The organism is Phycicoccus avicenniae (genome assembly GCF_018139485.1).
GTDB lineage: Bacteria > Actinomycetota > Actinomycetes > Actinomycetales > Dermatophilaceae > Phycicoccus > Phycicoccus avicenniae.
In genome coordinates this window covers 356,494-373,155 of sequence record NZ_JAGSNF010000001.1, presented here as the reverse complement: position 1 = coordinate 373,155, position 16,662 = coordinate 356,494, and the positions used below count along the sequence as shown (strand labels likewise).

The following is a 16,662-nucleotide window of genomic DNA, read 5'->3' as shown; positions in this document are numbered from 1 at the left end:
CACCGCCCGGGCGCGCGGGACGGTGAATGCGTCGGTCCCCGCCGCGGGGGGGGGGGGGGCCCGGGGGGGGGGGGGGGGGCCCCCCCCCCCCCCACGGTCGTGCTCAGGCCTGCAGCTGCCGGACCACCTCCTCGGCGTTCCGGCGCAGCGCGTCGGCGGCCTCGGGGTCGCTCACCAGCGTCGCATCGCGGAGGAGCCCGATGAGGCCCCGCAGCTGGGCGATCGCGGCGGCGTCCCGGCCCGCACCGGCGTGCTTGTCGGCCTGGTCCAGCTTCTTGACGAGCTGACGCTCGCCCTTGGTGGTCACCGCGCCGTCGTCGGCGAACCGCTCGACGAGGGCGCGGAGCTCGGTGAGCGAGGTCGTGACGGTGAACGTCACGGTCTCGCTCGTCGTGTGGCCGGCCTCGTCCGTCGCGGTGACGACGAGGACGTGCTCCCCGAGGTCGAGCCGCCACAGGGCGAGCGGACCCTCGGCGGGCTCGCCGTCGAGCGTGGCGGTCACCTCGGCGACCCCGGACGTGGCGTCGGACGCGGTCCACTCCACGTCCTGCGACGCCCCGACCTCGGCCCCGTCCTCGACGCCCGTGACGTCGACGACCGGCGGGGTCCGGTCGATCCGGATCGTCACCGACCCGACCTCGGAGACGTTCCCGCCGCTGTCGGTCGCCCGGTAGAGGAGCGTCGTGACGCCCTCCGCCGAGACCGTCGTCGTCGGGTTGCGAGAGGACACGGTCGTCCACGTCTGCCCGCCGTCGGTGGAGAACTGCTGCGAGGCGACCGTCCCGTCGTCGGTGGCGGTGAAGCGCACCGTGACGTTGCCGGTGTACCAGCCGTTGTCGCCCGTCGGCTGCGCCGGCGTGAGCTCGACCGAGGCCGTCGGCGGCGTCGTGTCCGCGACACCGGTCCCGCCGAAGGTCAGCCGGTCGAGGACGACCCCGCCCGTCGAGGTGAGGTACAGGACCCCGGTGCCCTCGGGGGCGTTCGCCAGCGAGGCGGTCGTGTCGGACCACCCGGTGCTGTCGACGTCGACCGTGGCGAACGGCTCGGCGTCGGCGGCGTCCCAGCGCAGCTGGAGGGTGCCGGACCCGGAGGCCCGCACGGTGACGTCGTCGATGCCGGTGAAGTTCACCGGGTCCCAGGCGAGGTGGTCGCCCGGGTCGAGACCCTCGACCCGGCGCAGACCGCTCGCGTCGACGTCGTCGACGAGCTCGACGCCCTGCTGGACGTCGGCCCACTCGGCCTCCTGGGGCTTCGGGTTGAGGATGAGCGAGACCTCGGAGGTCGCCGGGGCGACCCCGTTCGCGCCCGCGTCGGTGTACCGGATGACGACGACGCCGAAGATGTTCTCCGTCTCGCCGTGCTCGGTCGCGTCGGCCGGCGTGGGGATGCCGAACGAGCAGCCCGTGCCCTGGCTCAGCGGGTGCGCGTGCGAGTCGTGCCCGAGCCCGAAGGTCCAGCGGACCCGCGAGCAGACCGTCGCGGTGCCGTCCTCGGGGTCGTCGGTCGTCACCGTCATCGGCACGGCCTGGCCCCAGTCGAAGAACGCACCGTCCGGGACGCTGACGTCGATGGCCGGGGCGACGTTGCCGACGCTCACCGTCGTGCTCGTGATGCCGACCCGGCCCTCGGGGTCGGTGACCCGCAGGCGGGCCGTGAAGGACCCGAGCTCGTCGTAGGTGTGCTCGACCTCGACGCCGGTGGCGTCGAAGCTGCCGTCACCGGTGAAGTCCCACTCGTAGGTGAGGGCGCCGCCCTCGGGGTCGGAGGACCCGGACCCGTCGAAGGCGACGGTGAGCGGGGCGCTGCTGCCGGAGGAGGGGTCGGCGGCGATGACGGCCGTCGGCGCCTTGTTGCCCGGCGAGTAGTCGATCCGGTACAGCCCGGCCTCGGGGTTCTGGCGGAAGAAGCCGTTGCCGTAGTCGAGGACGTAGAGCGAGCCGTCGGCACCGAACTCGATGTCGATCGGGCTGTCGGTGATCGGCTGCCCGTTCGTCTCGAGCGCGCTGTTCGGCAGGAAGTGGGTGATGTGGTCCACCGGCCCGTTCGGCCACTGGACGTCGAACACCGCGAGGTAGTCCTGCGAGAACTCGGCGAAGAACGCCTTCTCGTGCCAGTACTCGGGGAACTTCGTCGTCGAGGGGTTGTCCGGGTCGTAGGTGTAGACCGGGCCGCCCATCGGGCCCTGGCCGCCGGGACCGAAGTCCGTCAGCTCGGGCCACGGCTGGTCGTCGGCGTCGTCGCCGTACCAGAGCGTCGCCGGGGTGGCCGGCGGCACGACGGCCAGACCGGTGTTCCAGCGGCTGTTGTTCTCGGCGCCCGCGGCACAGTCGAAGAACTCGCCCGGGGTGGCCGTCGCGAAGTCCCACTCGTTGTAGTCGAAGGAGTCACCCGTGCAGTACGGCCAGCCGCCGTTCATCGGGGTGTCGATGCCGGTCGTCTGCCACTCGACGAGCCCCATCGGACCGCGCTCGGGGTTCGCGGCGCCGGCGTCCGGGCCGTAGTCGCCCCAGGACACCGAGCCGGTGCCGGGGTCGACGTCCATCCGGAACGGGTTGCGCAGCCCCATGACGAAGATCTCCGGGCGGGTGTTCTCCGTCCCCACGGGGAAGAGGTTGCCGTCCGGGATCGTGTAGCTGCCGTCCTCCTCGACGTGGATCCGCAGGATCGCGCCGCGCAGGTCGTTCGTGCTCCCCGCGCCGCGCCGCGAGTCCAGCCCCGGGTTCATCCCGGGAGCGTCGTTGTTCGGCGCGAACCCGTTGGCACCCGGGGTGCTCGCGGGGGTGTTGTCGCCGGTCGAGAGGTAGAGGTTGCCGTCGGCGTCGAAGTCGACGTCACCGGCGACGTGGCAGCACTGGCCGCGCTGGTTCTCGACGGTGAGGATCACCTGCTCGGTGCTCATGTCGAGGCTGTCGGACTCCTCGTCCCACCGGACGCGGGTCAGCTGGTTGTAGCCGAGCCACTGGTCCCAGTACGACGCGTCGGCCCCGGCGGGCAGGGTGTTCGGGGCGGAGCCGGAGGGGGTGCGCTCGACGTACGGCGCCTCCATCTCCAGCGGCGCGTAGTAGAGGTAGACCCAGCCGTTCTCCTCGAAGTCCGGGTCGAGGGTGACGGTCTGCAGGCCGTCCTCGGAGTTGCTGTAGACCGGGACGGTCGTGACGACCCGCGTCGTGCCGACGTCGGGGTCGGTGAGCCGGACGTCGCCGTTGCGGGCGGTGTGCAGGACCCGCCCGTCCGGCATGACCGCCATGTCGATCGGCTCGCCGGTGTCCTTCGTCAGGGTGATCTTCTCGTAGTTCGACCAGTCGAGCGCTTCCTCGGAGCCGGCCTCGGCTCCGTGGTCGACGCCGTCGTGCGCGGCCGCAGGGGAGGCCACGACGCCCGCGGCGCCGGTCAGGGCGAGCGAGAGCGACGCGATGATGGGGACCATCCGCACTCTCCTCGCTCGGCTAATACACTTCATGTCCACGTCCTTCGTGAGTAGGGCGAGCCGGTCCCGGTGGAGCCACCGCCGCTGCAACGGCCATGGGGGCCCCACCGGGGCCGGCGCCACCGCGGGGTGCGGTGGGTCGTGCGTCGTCAGCCGCGCAGGGCCGACATGTTGGTGTAGCTGAGCCGCGCGAAGTCGAGCGACTGGGCGGGGGCGGTCGAGCCACCGGGGGCGGTGTCCTGCTCCCACATCGGGTTGTGGTGCGCCTTGCCGACCCGGCGGAAGAACGTCGAGTAGTCGATGTCCCCCTCGCCGAACGGCGTCATGACGTACCCGTTGGCCTGCGAGTCGTCGCGGCGGCCGTCCTTGGCGTGGAAGAGCGGGTACCGCTTCGTCTTCGACGCGACGAGGGCGGCCGGGTCGAACACCGACTCGACCGTCGAGCCGTCCGGCGCCGTGTAGGACGTGTGCTTGTACTGCGCGACGTGCGCCCAGTAGATGTCCATCTCGAGGTAGACGTACGACGGGTCGGTGTGCTCGAGGAAGTACTCGAGCCGCCGGATGCCGGTGCTGCGCGTCGGGTTGCCGGCCTGGTCCGCGGGCCCGCTGTCGAGGAGGAAGGTGTAGGCGATGTCGTGGTTGTGCGTGTACAGCTTGAGCCCGTGGCCCGCGGCCCGCTCGCCGAGGACGTTCCAGCGCTCGGCGGCGGCGGCCCAGTCGGCGACGTACGCGCTGCGGGTCGGGTCGCTGCCGGTGCCGATGTGACCGAGGCCGAGGATGTTCGCGATCTCGCAGTCGCGGTCGAAGCGGTCGAGCGAGGCCTCGCTGAGGTCGCCGGGGATCGAGCCGTGGTTGCCCTCGGCCTGGAGGCCGCCCGCGTCGAGCCACGACCGCAGGAGGGTCGCGCCCTCCGGGGTGTTGAGGTCGTTGCCGCCCGGGGAGTTCGCGTGCTGGCGGAAGCCGGCGAACTCGATCTGCCGGTACCCGATCTCCGACAGCTCGGCGAGGACCGCCTGGAAGCCCGACGCGTACGGCGAGCTCAGCGGGTCGCGGGAGACGGCGTCGCGGACGGTGTAGAGGATGATGCCGCGCTTGCTCGCGGGCACGAGGGTGCCGTTGGCGTTCCCCGCGGGGCCGGCGACGGCCGGACGGGCGGTGAGGGCGGCCGCGGCCGCCATGCCGGTCGTCGCCGCGAAGAGCTGGCGCCGGTTGAGGCCCAGCTTGCGGACCAGACCGGAGTCGCGGACGTCGTTGTCGCTGTTCATGGTGCTCCTTCGTCACTGCAATGACATGAGGTGAAGCGGTGGTGCAGCGGTGGACCGGTCGGGCTCCTTCCGGGGATCGTGGTGGTCGGTCACGTGTGAGTGGGCGTGCTGCGGGTGGTGCTGCCCCGATGGCGGGGGGCTCTAGTGGCGGCCGGGGGCGCCGGCGACCGGCGTCCAGCAGCTGTCGTTCGCGGCGCTGGCCTCGACGGCGGCGAGGACCTCCTGGACGGCGAGGCCGTCGGCGAAGGTGGGCTCGGGGTCGGTGCCCGCGGCGATGGCGGCGATGAGGTCGGCGGCCTGGTGGGTGAAGCCGTGCTCGTAGCCGAGGCCGTGCCCGGCCGGCCACCAGTGGTCGACGTAGGGGTGGCTGCCCTCGGTGACGACGACCCGGGTGAAGCCCGACTCCCGGGCGTCGGTCGAGGCATCGTGGACGTGGAGGACGTTCATGTCCTCGAAGTCGAAGGCGAGGCTGCCGTCGGAGCCGTTGACCTCGAGGCGGATGGCGTTCTTGCGCCCGGTGGCGTAGCGCGTGGCCTCGAAGGAGGCGAGCGCCCCGGCGTCGGTGCGGCCGATGAACACGGCGGCGTCGTCGACGGTGACGGGACCGCGGCCGGTACCGGGGGTCGTCGTGAGGCCGTGGTGGGAGTCCCCGGGCAGCGGGCGCTCGTGGACGAAGGTCTCGGTGAGGGCGCTCACGCCGGTGAGGCGCTGGCCGGTGACGAAGTGCGCGAGGTCGATGACGTGGGCCCCGATGTCCCCGAGCGCCCCGGACCCGGCGCGGTCCTTCTGCAGCCGCCAGCTGAGCGGCGACTCCGGGTCGACGAGCCAGTCCTGGAGGTACTGCGCCCGGATGTGCCGGATCCGACCGATCCGGCCCTCCTGCACGAGCTGCCGGGCCAGGGCGAGGGCCGGGACCCGGCGGTAGGTGAAGCCGACCATGGCCCGTACGCCGTGCTCGCTCGCCCGTTCGGCGGCCTCGGCCATCCGGCGGGCCTCCTCGAGGGTGTTCGCGAGCGGCTTCTCGCAGAGGACGTGCTTGCCGGCCTCGAGCGCGGCGACCGCGATGTCGGCGTGGGTGTCCCCCGGGGTGCAGATGTCGACGAGGTCGACGTCCGGCCGCTCGACGAGGGCCCGCCAGTCGGTCTCGACGTGCTGCCAGTCGAAGCGGCGGGCCATCTCGCCCGCGGCCTCGGCGTTGCGGCCCCCGATGGCGACGAGGTCCGGGACGAGCGGCGGGTCGAAGAAGCTGCGCGCGTTGCGCCACCCCTGCGAGTGGGCCATGCCCATGAACGCGTAGCCGACCATGCCGATCCCGATCCGGCCCGGGGACCGGTCGCCTGCCGCGGCGGGGGCGGCTGCGGTCGTCGTGTCTGTCGTCATCGTGGAGCCTTTCCGGCGGGTCGCCAGAGGTGGACGGCGGGGTCCGCCGGCGGTCGGTGCGACCACCGGCGGACCCCGAGGGGGATCAGGACTCGAAGCCCAGCGGGAGGTACTCCTCCACGTTGTCCGCGGTCACGACCGGCGCGTCGAGGACGATGCGACGGGGGACGGCGGGCTGGACGAGGTCCGACATGCCCTTCTGCTGCGCGAGGAGACGGGCGACGCGGATGCCGTCGGCGGCCTGGGTCGGCGGGTAGAGGACCGTGGCCTCCATCTCGCCGTCCTGGATCCACCGCATCGCGTTCGCCGAGCCGGCGCCACCGATGAAGAACATCTCGTCACGGTTGGCGTTGTCGAGCGCGGCCTTGACGCCGACACCCTGGTCGTCGTCGTGGTTCCACAGGATGTCGATCTGCGGCGCGGCCTGGAGCAGGTTCGAGGCCTCGGCCTCGCCGGACTCCACGGTGAACTCGGCGGCGACGCGGTTGTCGACCTCCTGGTTGCAGCCCTCGAGGGCGTCGGCGAAGCCCTGGCTGCGGTCCTGCGTCAGCGGGAGGGAGTCGATGCCGGCGATCTCGGCGATGACCGGGTCGGTGAGGTCGTTCTCCTCGACGAGCTGGCACGCGTAGGTGCCGGCCGAGACGCCCATGCCGTAGTTGTCGCCGAGCACCGTGGTGCGGGCGGCGAACGGCGTCGAGAACTCGCGGTCGACGTTGACGACCGGGATGCCGGCCTCCATCGCGCGGGTCGCGACCTCGGTGAGCGCGGCGCCGTCGGTCGGGAGCAGCACGATGGCGTCGACGCCCTCGTTGATGAAGGTCTCGATCTGGCTGATCTGCAGGCTCGGGTCGTTCGTGCCCTCCGCCGCGCGCAGCTCGATGTCCTCGTAGCTCTCGGCCTCCTCGAGGGCGGAGCTGTTGATCGCGGCGAGCCAGCCGTGGTCGGCGGCCGGACCGGAGAACCCGATCGTCACCGTCTCGCCCGGCTCGTCGTTGTTGCTCACGGCGCCGCTCTGGCCGCCGCCCTCGTCCTCGGACGCCTCGGGCGAGTTGCTCGTGCACCCCGCGACGAGGAGCCCGGCCGCACCGACGGCGGCCACGAGCCTCAGCGCGCGAGAGGGGATGGTGGTACGTGACATGACGTCTCCTTGCTGGGTGGTGTCGTGCTGCGAGGGTCGGGGATGGGACGGTCCGGACGGGGTCGTCCGGCCGGTCATGGGGATCGTCGCCGGGTGCTGGTCCGCTGCTGGAGCAGCACGGCGGCGATGATGATCACGCCCTTGGCGACGGCCTGGGTCGAGGTGTCGAGGTTGTTGAGCGTGAAGACGTTGGTGAGCGTCGTGAAGATGAGGACGCCGAACACGGTGCCGACGATCGTGCCGCGGCCGCCCTTGAGGAGGGTGCCGCCGATGACGACGGCCGCGATGGCGTCGAGCTCGTAGAGCAGGCCGTGCGTCGAGGTGCCCACCGTCGTGCGGGCCATGAGCATGACCGCGGCGAGACCGCAGAGCAGGCCGAGCAGGACGTAGACGTACATCGTCTGGCGCTGCACCTTGATGCCCGCGAGCCGCGCCGCCTCGGCGTTGCCGCCGACCGCGAGGGTGCGGCGGCCGAAGGTCGTGCGGTTGAGGACGACCCAGCCGGCGATCGCGACGAGGACGAAGATGATGACGAGGACCGGCACCCCGAGGACGCTGCCCCCGAAGAAGTCGATGAAGTCCCGGTCCTGGACGATCTGGGTCCGGCGCTGGGCGATGATCTCGGCGAGGCCCCGGGCAGCGGCGAGCATCGCCAGGGTGACGATGAACGGTGCCATCCGTCCGTAGGCGATGAGGACGCCGTTGACGAGACCACAGGCGGTCCCGACGATGAGCGCGGTCGTCACCAGGACGATCCAGTGGGTGTCCTCGGCGATCGCCTGGGTCGCCAACGTCGTGGCCCACACGCTCGCGAGGGCGACGATGGCGCCGACCGAGAGGTCGATGCCGCCGCTCGCGATGACGAAGGTCATCCCGATGCTCACGACGCCGATGACGGCGGCCAGGCGCAGGATCGTCAGGACGTTGTTGACGTCGGCGAAGCGGTCACCGGCGGTGAACGTCCCCACGACGCAGAGCAGGACGAGGGCGATGACGAGGCCGAGGTTGCGCCCCGCCGGGCCGTGGACCAGCCCGGCGATCGCGCCGCCGGGCCCGCCCCCCTTCGGCTCGGCGGGGCTCGTCGCCTCGCCCGTGTCGTGACCCGCCTGGGCCTTGTTGGTCGCGTCGACGCTCACGCCGCGTCTCCTCTCATGATGATGTCGAGCACTCGGTGCTCGTCGAACTCGTCCGCCGTGCCCTGGCCGAGGACGGCGCCCTCGCCGATGACGAGCACCCGGTCGGAGAGACCGAGGACCTCCTCGATCTCGCTCGAGACGACGACGACGGCCACCCCGTCGTCGGCGAGCTGCCGGACGAGGGCGTAGATCTCGGACCGGGCGCCGATGTCGACGCCGCGGGTCGGCTCGTCCAGGAGCAGCACCCGGCACTGCCGGAGCAGCCACCGGGCGAGGACGACCTTCTGCTGGTTCCCGCCGGACAGGGTGTTGATGGCCCGGTCGACGCCGGTCGGCCGGACGTCCAGGGCCTCGGTCTGCTCGAGGGCGGCGCGCCGCTCGGCACCCTGGTCCAGCACCCCGCTGCGGGCGAAGCGGCCGAGGCTGGCCATCGTGATGTTGCGCGTCACGGTGTCCTCGAGGACCAGCCCCTGGCTCTTGCGCTCCTCGGGGCAGAGGCCGACGCCCGCGTCGACGGCGGCGTTCACCGAGCCGCGCCGCAGGGTCTTGCCGTCGACGCTCACGGTGCCGCCGTCGCTGCGGCGCGCGCCGTAGATCGTCTCGAGGATCTCGGAGCGGCCGGCGCCGACGAGGCCCGCGAGGCCGACGACCTCACCGGCACGGACCTCGAAGGAGACCCCCCGGAACTCGTCGTCCCGGCGCAGGTCCTCGACCCGCAGCACGACGTCGCCGAGGGCCTCGCCGGTCCGGTCCGGGAAGACGTACTCGATCTCCCGGCCGGTCATGAGGCGGATGATCTCGGAGGTCGGGGTGTCCTCGACGGCGAGGCCGGTCGCGACCGTCCTGCCGTCCTTGAGGACGGTGACCCGGTCGCCGATCTCGCGGATCTCCTCGAGCCGGTGCGAGATGTAGACGATGGCGACGCCCTGGTCGGTGAGGTCGCGCACGACCCGGAAGAGCTGCTCGACCTCGCCGCTGTCGAGGACGGCCGAGGGCTCGTCCATGATGATGAGCCGGGCGTCGCGGGAGAGCGCGCGGGCCATGCTCACGATCTGCTGGCCGGCGGCGGACAGGCTGCCGACCTCGCGGTGCGGCGAGATCTCCTGGTGGCCGAGCCGGGCGAGCAGCTTCTCGGTCTCGGCGGCGGCGGCGGCCCGCTGGGAGAAGCCGTACCGCGCCTTCTCGTTCCCGAGGAAGATGTTCTCGGCGACGGTGAGGCCCTCGACGAGGTCGAGCTCCTGGTACATCGCCGCGATGCCGAGGTCGATGGCCGCCTGGGGGTCGCCGAGGGTGACCTCGCGTCCTTCCCAGGTGATCGTCCCCTCGTTCTGCTGGTGGACTCCGGCGAGGACCTTGATGAGGGTCGACTTTCCGGCGCCGTTCTGGCCGAGGAGGCAGTGCACCTCCCCGGGGCGCACGTCGAGATCGACGCCCCCGAGGGCGACGACCCCGGGGAAGCGCTTGACGATCGCGGTCATCCCGAGGAGCGGTTCGGCGTCTTTGCCTGGCATGCCGCCAGACAGTAGATGGCTTTTGTCGGCCCGTCAAGCAAAAGGTTCCGGCGACACGACTTGTTCCTGCCGAGGCCCCGTGTCAAGCGCACTGTGCTTGACTGACCCCGTGATCAGTACGACCGGTGTGGGGGGCCCGGGCGCCGCACAGTCCGGCGCCGGAGAGCTCCTGCAGATGATGCTCGACGGCGTCCCGCGCACGCGTGCGGAGCTCGTCCAGCTCACCGGGCTCGCCCGCTCCACGGTCGGCGCCCGCGTCGACGCACTGCTGTCCGCGGGCCTCCTCGCACCCTTCGGCGAGGCCGCCTCCACCGGGGGCCGCCCGCCCGCCCGCCTCGCGTTCAACCCCGGGGCCGGGGTCGTCGTGGGCGCCGACGTCGGCGCCACGCACGCCCTCGTCGCCCTCACCGACCTCAGCGGCGGGGTCCTTTCCGAACGCAAGCTGGCCATCGACGTCGCCGACGGTCCCGGCCCCGTCCTCGACGCCGTGGCGGCGGCGGCGCGCGCGCTCATGGACGCCGAGGGCCGTGACCGCAGCGAGCTCGCAGGCGTCGGCATCGGTCTGCCGGGTCCCGTCGAGCACTCGACCGGGCGCCCGATCCTGCCGCCGATCATGCCCGGCTGGGACACCTACGACGTGCCCGGCCACCTCCAGGGCCAGCTCGGCGGGCCGGTGCTCGTCGACAACGACGTCAACCTCATGGCGCTCGGCGAGCACGCGACGATCTACCCGGCCGTGGAGCACCTGCTCTACATCAAGGTCGCGACCGGCATCGGCGCCGGCATCGTGAGCGGCGGGCGGCTGCACCGCGGCGCCCAGGGCGCGGCGGGCGACCTCGGTCACGTCGCCGCCCCGAACGGCGGTGACGCCCCGTGCTCGTGCGGTAACCGGGGCTGCCTCGAGGCCGTCGCCAGCGGCCCGGCCGTCCTGCGGACCCTCGCCGCGTCCGGCATCGCCGCCCCCGACCTGCTCGCCCTCGTCGACCTCGCCAAGCAGGGCGACCTCGAGGTTGCCGCCACCGTCCGCGAGGCCGGGCGCGAGATCGGACGCGTGCTCGCGACGTGCGTCTCGCTGCTCAACCCGTCGGTCATCGTCGTGGGCGGGGTGATGTCGACCGCCGCCGAGCACCTGCTCGCCGGGATCCGCGAGATCGTCTACGGCCGGTCCCTCCCCCTCGCCACGGGCGGCCTGCAGATCGTCGCCTCCCGCACCGGCGGCCACGCCGGCGTCATCGGCGCCGCGACGATGGTGACCCAGTACGTGCTGTCCGCCGACCAGGTCGAGGGCCGCCTCGCCGTCGGCAGCGCCACCGCCGTCTGAGCCTCAGGCCCGGTAGCCGGTCCCGCGGACGACCCGGGCGGGGACCCCGGCGACGACGGTGTCCGCCGCCACGTCGCGGGTGACGACCGCCCCGGCCCCGACGACGGCGCCGTCCCCGATCGTGACGCCCGGCACCACGGTGACGCCCGCCCCGAGCCAGACCCTGCGCCCGATGACGACGGGAGCGGGCACCATGTCGGCGCGGCGGTCCGGGTCCATCGCGTGGTCGAGCGTGGTCAGGGTCGTGCCGTGCCCGACGAGGGACCCGTCCCCGATCCTGATGCCCCCGGTGTCCTGGAAACGACAGCCCATGTTGACGAAGACGTCACGGCCGAGGACGAGGTTCTTGCCGAACTCGCTGTGGAACGGCGGGAAGAGGGTCACGGACTCGTGCACCTCCCGGCCGGTGAGCCGCGACAGGAGGTCACGGACCTCCGCGGGCGAGCGGTAGCCCGTGTTGAGCTCCGCGAGCACGCGCATCGCGTCCTGGGCGGCGTCGTGCATGAGGCGGTGGGCGTCCGAGCCACCCACGATCGTCTCGCCGCGGGCCACGCGGGCGAGGAACTCGTCGAGGTCCACGACGCACGACCCTACGACGGACGCCCCGCCGTCGGGAACGGCGGGGCGTCGGTCGTTGTGCCGGTCAGGCCGGGGCGTCGGGGTCGATGCTGCGGGTCGCGGCGCGCGCGTAGGAGCGCGGGACCCAGTCCCGCGGGTACACCTTGGGCATCACCTTGGCGACGGCCAGCGCGAGGTACATCACCGTGTTGATGGCGACGAAGACGGCGAGGACGGCGAACCAGCCGGAGGCCAGGACGGACTCGGGCAGCAGCAGACCGGTGGGGACGGCGGCGGTGGTCACTTCTTCTCTCCTTCGCTGACGAGGACGCGCCCGTCCGCGCCCTGCGTGACGTGGGCCCACTGGGCGCGGCGCCCGGTGAGGATGTCGACGACACCGCGGACGTAGACGACGTTGAGCACCGTGGCGTACACGAGCTCGGGGAGCAGCAGCAGCGCGAGGAACCGTGCCCGCCAGCCGCCGCGCCACACGCTGACGACGCGCTCGACGACGAAGACGAGCCCGACGCCGACCCAGAACGGGAACACGACCGGAGCGTCGAGCGCCGCGACCATGACGAGGATGAGCGCGAAGTAGGACGACAGGGCGATGACGCCGTAGCCGATGCCGAGCTGCTGGGCCCAGTACCGCAGGGTCTGCGGGGTCACCCCGTACGCCCCGAGGTTCTCCAGCGCCCCGCGCTGCCACCGCAGGCGCTGGGCCCACAGGGCACCCCACGTCGGCATGACCTCGGTGACGACGGCGCACTCCCGGGGGGAGATCATGAGCGCACCGAGCGACTTCAGCGCGAGCGTGAGCTCGTTGTCCTCGGTGAGGGCGGCGGTGTCGTAGACGTCGCCGATCCGGCCGGGGATCGCCCGGCCGCGCTGGCGCGAGACCTCGCGCAGGGCCGGGGCGCGGAAGACCGACGCCGTCCCGGTGAGCACGTAGAGGCGGCCGCGACGGCGTGCGATGTCCCGGCTGTAGCGGGTGTACTCGTTGCGCTGGAGCTGGCCGAGCAGGCCCTGCCCCTCCTCGCCGTAGAAGAGGCCGCCGACCGCCATGAGGGCGCGGTCCTCGGCCATCCGGCGGCGCACCGCCCCCAGGTACCCCTGGTCGAGGACCGTGTCGGCGTCCATGACCATGACGCAGTCGTTCTCCCCGAGGTCCGGGAGCAGCCGGGCCAGGGCCTGGTTGAGCGCGCCGGCCTTCTTGTGGGTGTTGTCGACGCTCTCGAGCACCTCGGCGCCGTGGCGGCGCGCGATCTCGACCGTCGCGTCGGAGCAGTTGTCGGCGACGACGACGACCCGGTCCGGACGGTCGTCCTGCTCGGCGAGCGAGGCGAGGGTGGCCCCGATCCGGTCCTCCTCGTCGTGCGCGGGGATGAGGACCGTCACGGTCACGGGCCCGTGGTGCACTCCGGCGGTGCGGGCCATGACGAGCTTGGGGGCCAGGGGCGTGATGCCGGGGTCCTCGGAGCGGCGGTAGCGGGTCGCGATGGCGCGCTCGACGCCCGCGACCCCGGCCGCGAGCAGCAGCGCGATCGCGACGGCGACGAGGAGCAGCCGGGTCGAGGGGGCCTGGGTGTCGTAGAGGATGTTCCACAGCCCGAACACGACCCCCTCCTCCGGGGGCCGGCGGGTCTGCGGGTCGCTGAGGGCCAGACCCGACCAGAGCATCGCTCCGGCCGCGGCCGCCATGACGAGGACGACCACGCCGACGGCGCGCTCGAGCCTGCGGGACTTCATACTCGTGCTCCTTCGACCGGGGTGGGGGTGCCCGCCCCCGGCGTCGCCGAGCCGGCGGTGGCCGGCCCGTGGGTGGTCCAGCGGCCGCTGCCGCCGGGGAGGTGCCGCTCGACGAACACGTCGAACGGGACGGGCTCACCGATGAGGTAGCCCTGGGCGCAGTCGATGCCGAGCTCGCGGACGACCTCGAGGACCGCCGGCTCGGCGACGAACTCCGCGACGGTCTCCTTGCCGAGGTTGCCGGCGACGCCGACGATCGAGCGGAGGATGGCGCGGTCGATGACCGAGGCGTGCGAGCCGGCGACGAACTCGCCGTCGATCTTCACGATGTCGAACGGCAGGTGCTTGAGGTAGTAGAAGGAGCCGAAGCCGGCCCCGAAGTCGTCGATCGCGACCCGGGTCCCCATCGCCGCGAGCCGATGGCTGAAGGCCTGGGCGGCGACGAGGTCGGCGACGGCCGCGGTCTCGGTCACCTCGACGACGACGCGGTGCGCCGGGACCCGGTGCCGCTCGAGGGCCTCGACGAAGTCCCGCTCCACGTCGGCGTCGCCGATCGAGTGGGCCGAGAGGTTGATCTCGAGGACGAGACCGGGGTCGAGCGCGTGCAGCCGGGAGAGCATCTCCACGCCGTTGCGCAGCACCCACCGGTCGAGCTCGGGGGCCAGGCCGCTGCGCTCGGCGAGGTGGACGAAGCGCCCCGGGGACACCGGCACGTCCTCGTCGACGAGCCGCAGCAGGGCCTCGGCACCGACGACCCGGTCCGCCGCGACGTCGAGGATCGGCTGCAGGTACAGCTCGAAGTCCCCGCGCTCCAGGGCGCCCTCGATCCGGCCGATCCACTCCAGGCGGGCCCCGGTGCGGCTGCGCTCGGTGCCGGACGCGTCGAGCGCGGCGTACCGGTTGCGACCGGCGTCCTTGGCGTCGTAGAGGAGCATGTCGGCGAGCGCGAGCGGGTCGACCTCCTGCTGCGCGGCCGCCGCGAAGGTCCCGACCCCGACGCTGGCGGTCACCCGGCGCCGGGTGCCCTCGAGGTCGGCGGTGTGGGCCTCGATGCGCTGCACGAGCGCGTCGGCGACGGCCTCGGCCCCTGCCTGGTCGGCGTCCGGCAGGAGGACGGCGAACTCGTCGCCCCCGAGGCGGGCCACGAGGTCGGTGGAGCGCAGCGTGGCCTGGAGCAGCCGGGCGATGGCGACGATGAGCTCGTCGCCCGCCGCGTGCCCCATCGTGTCGTTGACCTCCTTGAAGTGGTCCAGGTCGACGAGGAGCAGCGCCCCCGTCGGTCCGACCGTCTCGCAGCGGCGCAGGTGCGCGTCGAGGACCTCGTCGAAGTGCCGGCGGTTCGACAGGCCGGTGAGCGAGTCGCGCTCGGCGAGCGTCGTCAGCTGCTCCTCGTACCGCCGCTGCTCGGAGAAGTCGACGACGTTGACGAGGATGACCTCGTCCTGCTCGTCGGAGGCGGTGAGGACCCGGCTCGTGAGCGAGACGTACGAGACCTCGCCGTCGGGGGTCTCGATCGTCCAGTCGCCGACGAGCAGCTCACCGGGCTGGGCGACGGCGCGCTCGAGGTAGACGCCCATCTTGGCCCGGTCCCGCGGGGACAGGTCCGCGAAGGAGGACCCGACGACCGCGTCCACGGGGCGCCCGGCGAGCGCGGCGAGGGAGTCGTTGACCTGCAGGACGGTGCCCTGCATGTCGAGGACGGCGACCCCGTGGGGGGCGTCGGAGATGAGCCGCTCGGTCCGGGTGCGCTCGGCCTCGAGGGCGTGGAGGCGGACGAACTCCTCGGTGACGTCGCGGAAGACGAGCAGGACGCGCTGCGGGGTGTCGGCCCCGCCGTCGTGCATGGGGACCGCGTCGACGGCCACGGTGCGGGGCTCGCCGGTGTCGATGTCGTCGACGACGACGACCGCCCCGCGGACGGTCTCGCCCCGGAAGGCGCGGGCCGACGGCCGCTCCTCGACCGGGATCGGCCGCCCCTCCAGGGTGCGCTTGGCGAGCGTCGTCGGGTGGTGCAGACCCTCGCCGTCCGGGGCCTCGCGGACCCACGACAGCGCCGCGTCGTTGTGCAGGAGGATCCGGCCGTCGGCGTCGACGACGAACAGCGCGTCCGGCATCGTCTCCGTGATCACCTTGAGGTCCTCCGCCTGGTGCTGGGCGAGGTGGGCGGTGTCGGCGAGCTCGTCGACGAGCTGCTCGCGCTCACGCTGGACGATGGCGACGACGAGCGCCAGACCCACGGCCAGCAGCATGAACGCCTGGAGCGTCATCGCGAAGAGCGCGTCGTCCGCGATCGTCGAGAACGGCCCTCCGGAGAAGCCGAGGACGAGGCCGAGGGTGCCGAGGGCGACGAGCAGGCCCTGGGCCGTCGCGAGCGGGATGGGCAGCCGGATCGCGGCCCAGAAGACGAGCGCGAACGGCAGGAAGCTGAGCGGGAGGGTGCGGCCGGGGCCGAAGACGACGTAGAGCACCGTGACCGTCGTGACGGCGATCGGCAGCGCCTCCCAGACGGCGCTGCGGGTCGCGAGGTGACGGGTGTCGCGCAGCACCATCCCGGAGCCCGCGATGACGACGACCGCCGTCCCGTTGCGCACGACCCACCCGAGGACGGTCTCGACGCTGAGCGGGGTCCCGACGACCCCGAGGCCGGCCATCCCGAAGACCGCGCTGCCGGCGACCGCGACGACGACCGCGAGGAGGAAGCGGTAGACGTCGGGCAGCGTGGCGAGCGAGGTCCGCTCGCCGCCGAGCTCGCCCGCCCGGTGCCGCTCCCAGGACAGCAGCCCCCGGACCGCGACGGCGAGCAGGCCGTTGGACAGCCCGAGGAGGATCCCGGCCGTGAGCGGGAAGCCGGTCAGGGAGTTGCCGCCGGTCGCGATGACGGTGACGAGGACGCCCGCGGCGACGACCTCGCGGCGGCTCACGGCGTACAGGCCCCAGAGGGCGGCGACGCCGCCGGAGGGCCAGAAGAGGGCCAGCCCGGTCTCGGGCAGCACGGTGGCACGTCCGACGACGATGGAGATCGCGAACGCGACGGCGAACAGCACGCTGCGGACGGCCATGAGGACGGCGAACCTCTGATCGGTGGTGGGACCCTGCCGGACCCCTGAAGTATCGACCGACCGGTGTGACGCCTGCGACTCGAGCGGTCAGTCCTGTCCGGACGGACGACCCCCCGGA

The 16,662-nt window shown here is 72.8% G+C and carries 11 protein-coding genes; 1 reads left to right on the top strand and 10 read right to left on the bottom strand.

What is annotated here, in order from left to right; all coding sequences use genetic code 11:
* Window positions 1-103: 103 nt before the first annotated feature.
* The 6 genes from KC207_RS01745 to KC207_RS01720 form a co-directional block, all read right to left on the bottom strand.
* Window positions 104-3,427, bottom strand: a complete 3,324-nt coding sequence (locus KC207_RS01745; RefSeq protein ID WP_211601157.1) for a PQQ-dependent sugar dehydrogenase — start codon at window positions 3,425-3,427, stop codon at window positions 104-106.
* Between the two features lie 149 nt (window positions 3,428-3,576).
* Window positions 3,577-4,692: a sugar phosphate isomerase/epimerase family protein gene (locus tag KC207_RS01740; RefSeq protein WP_211601156.1), complete on the bottom strand. Its 1,116-nt coding sequence runs from the start codon at window positions 4,690-4,692 to the stop codon at window positions 3,577-3,579.
* A gap of 141 nt (window positions 4,693-4,833) precedes the next feature.
* Entirely contained in the window at window positions 4,834-5,997 is a 1,164-nt protein-coding gene (locus KC207_RS01735) for a Gfo/Idh/MocA family protein (RefSeq protein WP_211601190.1), read from the bottom strand.
* A gap of 160 nt (window positions 5,998-6,157) precedes the next feature.
* Window positions 6,158-7,210 (bottom strand): substrate-binding domain-containing protein, encoded by a 1,053-nt coding sequence (locus KC207_RS01730; RefSeq protein WP_211601155.1) that lies wholly within the window; start codon window positions 7,208-7,210, stop codon window positions 6,158-6,160.
* A gap of 74 nt (window positions 7,211-7,284) precedes the next feature.
* Window positions 7,285-8,346 (bottom strand): ABC transporter permease, encoded by a 1,062-nt coding sequence (locus KC207_RS01725; RefSeq protein WP_437179112.1) that lies wholly within the window; start codon window positions 8,344-8,346, stop codon window positions 7,285-7,287.
* On the bottom strand, window positions 8,343-9,857 hold the full coding sequence (locus KC207_RS01720) for a sugar ABC transporter ATP-binding protein (protein WP_249138487.1): 1,515 nt from the start codon (window positions 9,855-9,857) through the stop codon (window positions 8,343-8,345). Before KC207_RS01720 ends, KC207_RS01725 begins: the two co-directional genes overlap by 4 nt.
* Before the next feature lie 175 nt (window positions 9,858-10,032).
* Between KC207_RS01720 and KC207_RS01715 the strand changes: the two genes are divergently transcribed.
* Window positions 10,033-11,178, top strand: coding sequence for an ROK family protein (locus KC207_RS01715; protein ID WP_249138495.1), 1,146 nt, complete (start codon window positions 10,033-10,035; stop codon window positions 11,176-11,178).
* A gap of 3 nt (window positions 11,179-11,181) precedes the next feature.
* On the opposite strand, the gene KC207_RS01710 is transcribed toward KC207_RS01715, so the two are convergent.
* The 4 genes from KC207_RS01710 to KC207_RS01695 all read right to left on the bottom strand — a co-directional run bounded on the left by KC207_RS01710 (window position 11,182) and on the right by KC207_RS01695 (window position 16,544).
* On the bottom strand, window positions 11,182-11,757 hold the full coding sequence (locus KC207_RS01710; RefSeq protein ID WP_211601153.1) for a DapH/DapD/GlmU-related protein: 576 nt from the start codon (window positions 11,755-11,757) through the stop codon (window positions 11,182-11,184).
* Between the two features lie 64 nt (window positions 11,758-11,821).
* Window positions 11,822-12,040, bottom strand: a complete 219-nt coding sequence (locus KC207_RS01705; RefSeq protein ID WP_249138486.1) for a hypothetical protein — start codon at window positions 12,038-12,040, stop codon at window positions 11,822-11,824.
* A complete protein-coding gene (locus tag KC207_RS01700; RefSeq protein ID WP_211601152.1) occupies window positions 12,037-13,485 on the bottom strand; it encodes a glycosyltransferase family 2 protein in 1,449 nt (482 codons plus the stop codon). Before KC207_RS01700 ends, KC207_RS01705 begins: the two co-directional genes overlap by 4 nt.
* Window positions 13,482-16,544 (bottom strand): bifunctional diguanylate cyclase/phosphodiesterase, encoded by a 3,063-nt coding sequence (locus tag KC207_RS01695; protein ID WP_211601151.1) that lies wholly within the window; start codon window positions 16,542-16,544, stop codon window positions 13,482-13,484. Before KC207_RS01695 ends, KC207_RS01700 begins: the two co-directional genes overlap by 4 nt.
* Between the last annotated feature and the right edge of the window lie 118 nt (window positions 16,545-16,662).

Coding starts and splice junctions, on each gene's coding strand:
- KC207_RS01695 (WP_211601151.1), bottom strand. CDS start 16,544: ATGGCCGTCCGCAGCGTGCTGTTCGCCGTCGCGTTCGCGATCTCCATC.
- KC207_RS01740 (WP_211601156.1), bottom strand. CDS start 4,692: ATGAACAGCGACAACGACGTCCGCGACTCCGGTCTGGTCCGCAAGCTG.
- KC207_RS01700 (WP_211601152.1), bottom strand. CDS start 13,485: ATGAAGTCCCGCAGGCTCGAGCGCGCCGTCGGCGTGGTCGTCCTCGTC.
- KC207_RS01720 (WP_249138487.1), bottom strand. CDS start 9,857: ATGCCAGGCAAAGACGCCGAACCGCTCCTCGGGATGACCGCGATCGTC.
- KC207_RS01745 (WP_211601157.1), bottom strand. CDS start 3,427: ATGGTCCCCATCATCGCGTCGCTCTCGCTCGCCCTGACCGGCGCCGCG.
- KC207_RS01730 (WP_211601155.1), bottom strand. CDS start 7,210: ATGTCACGTACCACCATCCCCTCTCGCGCGCTGAGGCTCGTGGCCGCC.
- KC207_RS01735 (WP_211601190.1), bottom strand. CDS start 5,997: ATGGTCGGCTACGCGTTCATGGGCATGGCCCACTCGCAGGGGTGGCGC.
- KC207_RS01715 (WP_249138495.1), top strand. CDS start 10,033: ATGATGCTCGACGGCGTCCCGCGCACGCGTGCGGAGCTCGTCCAGCTC.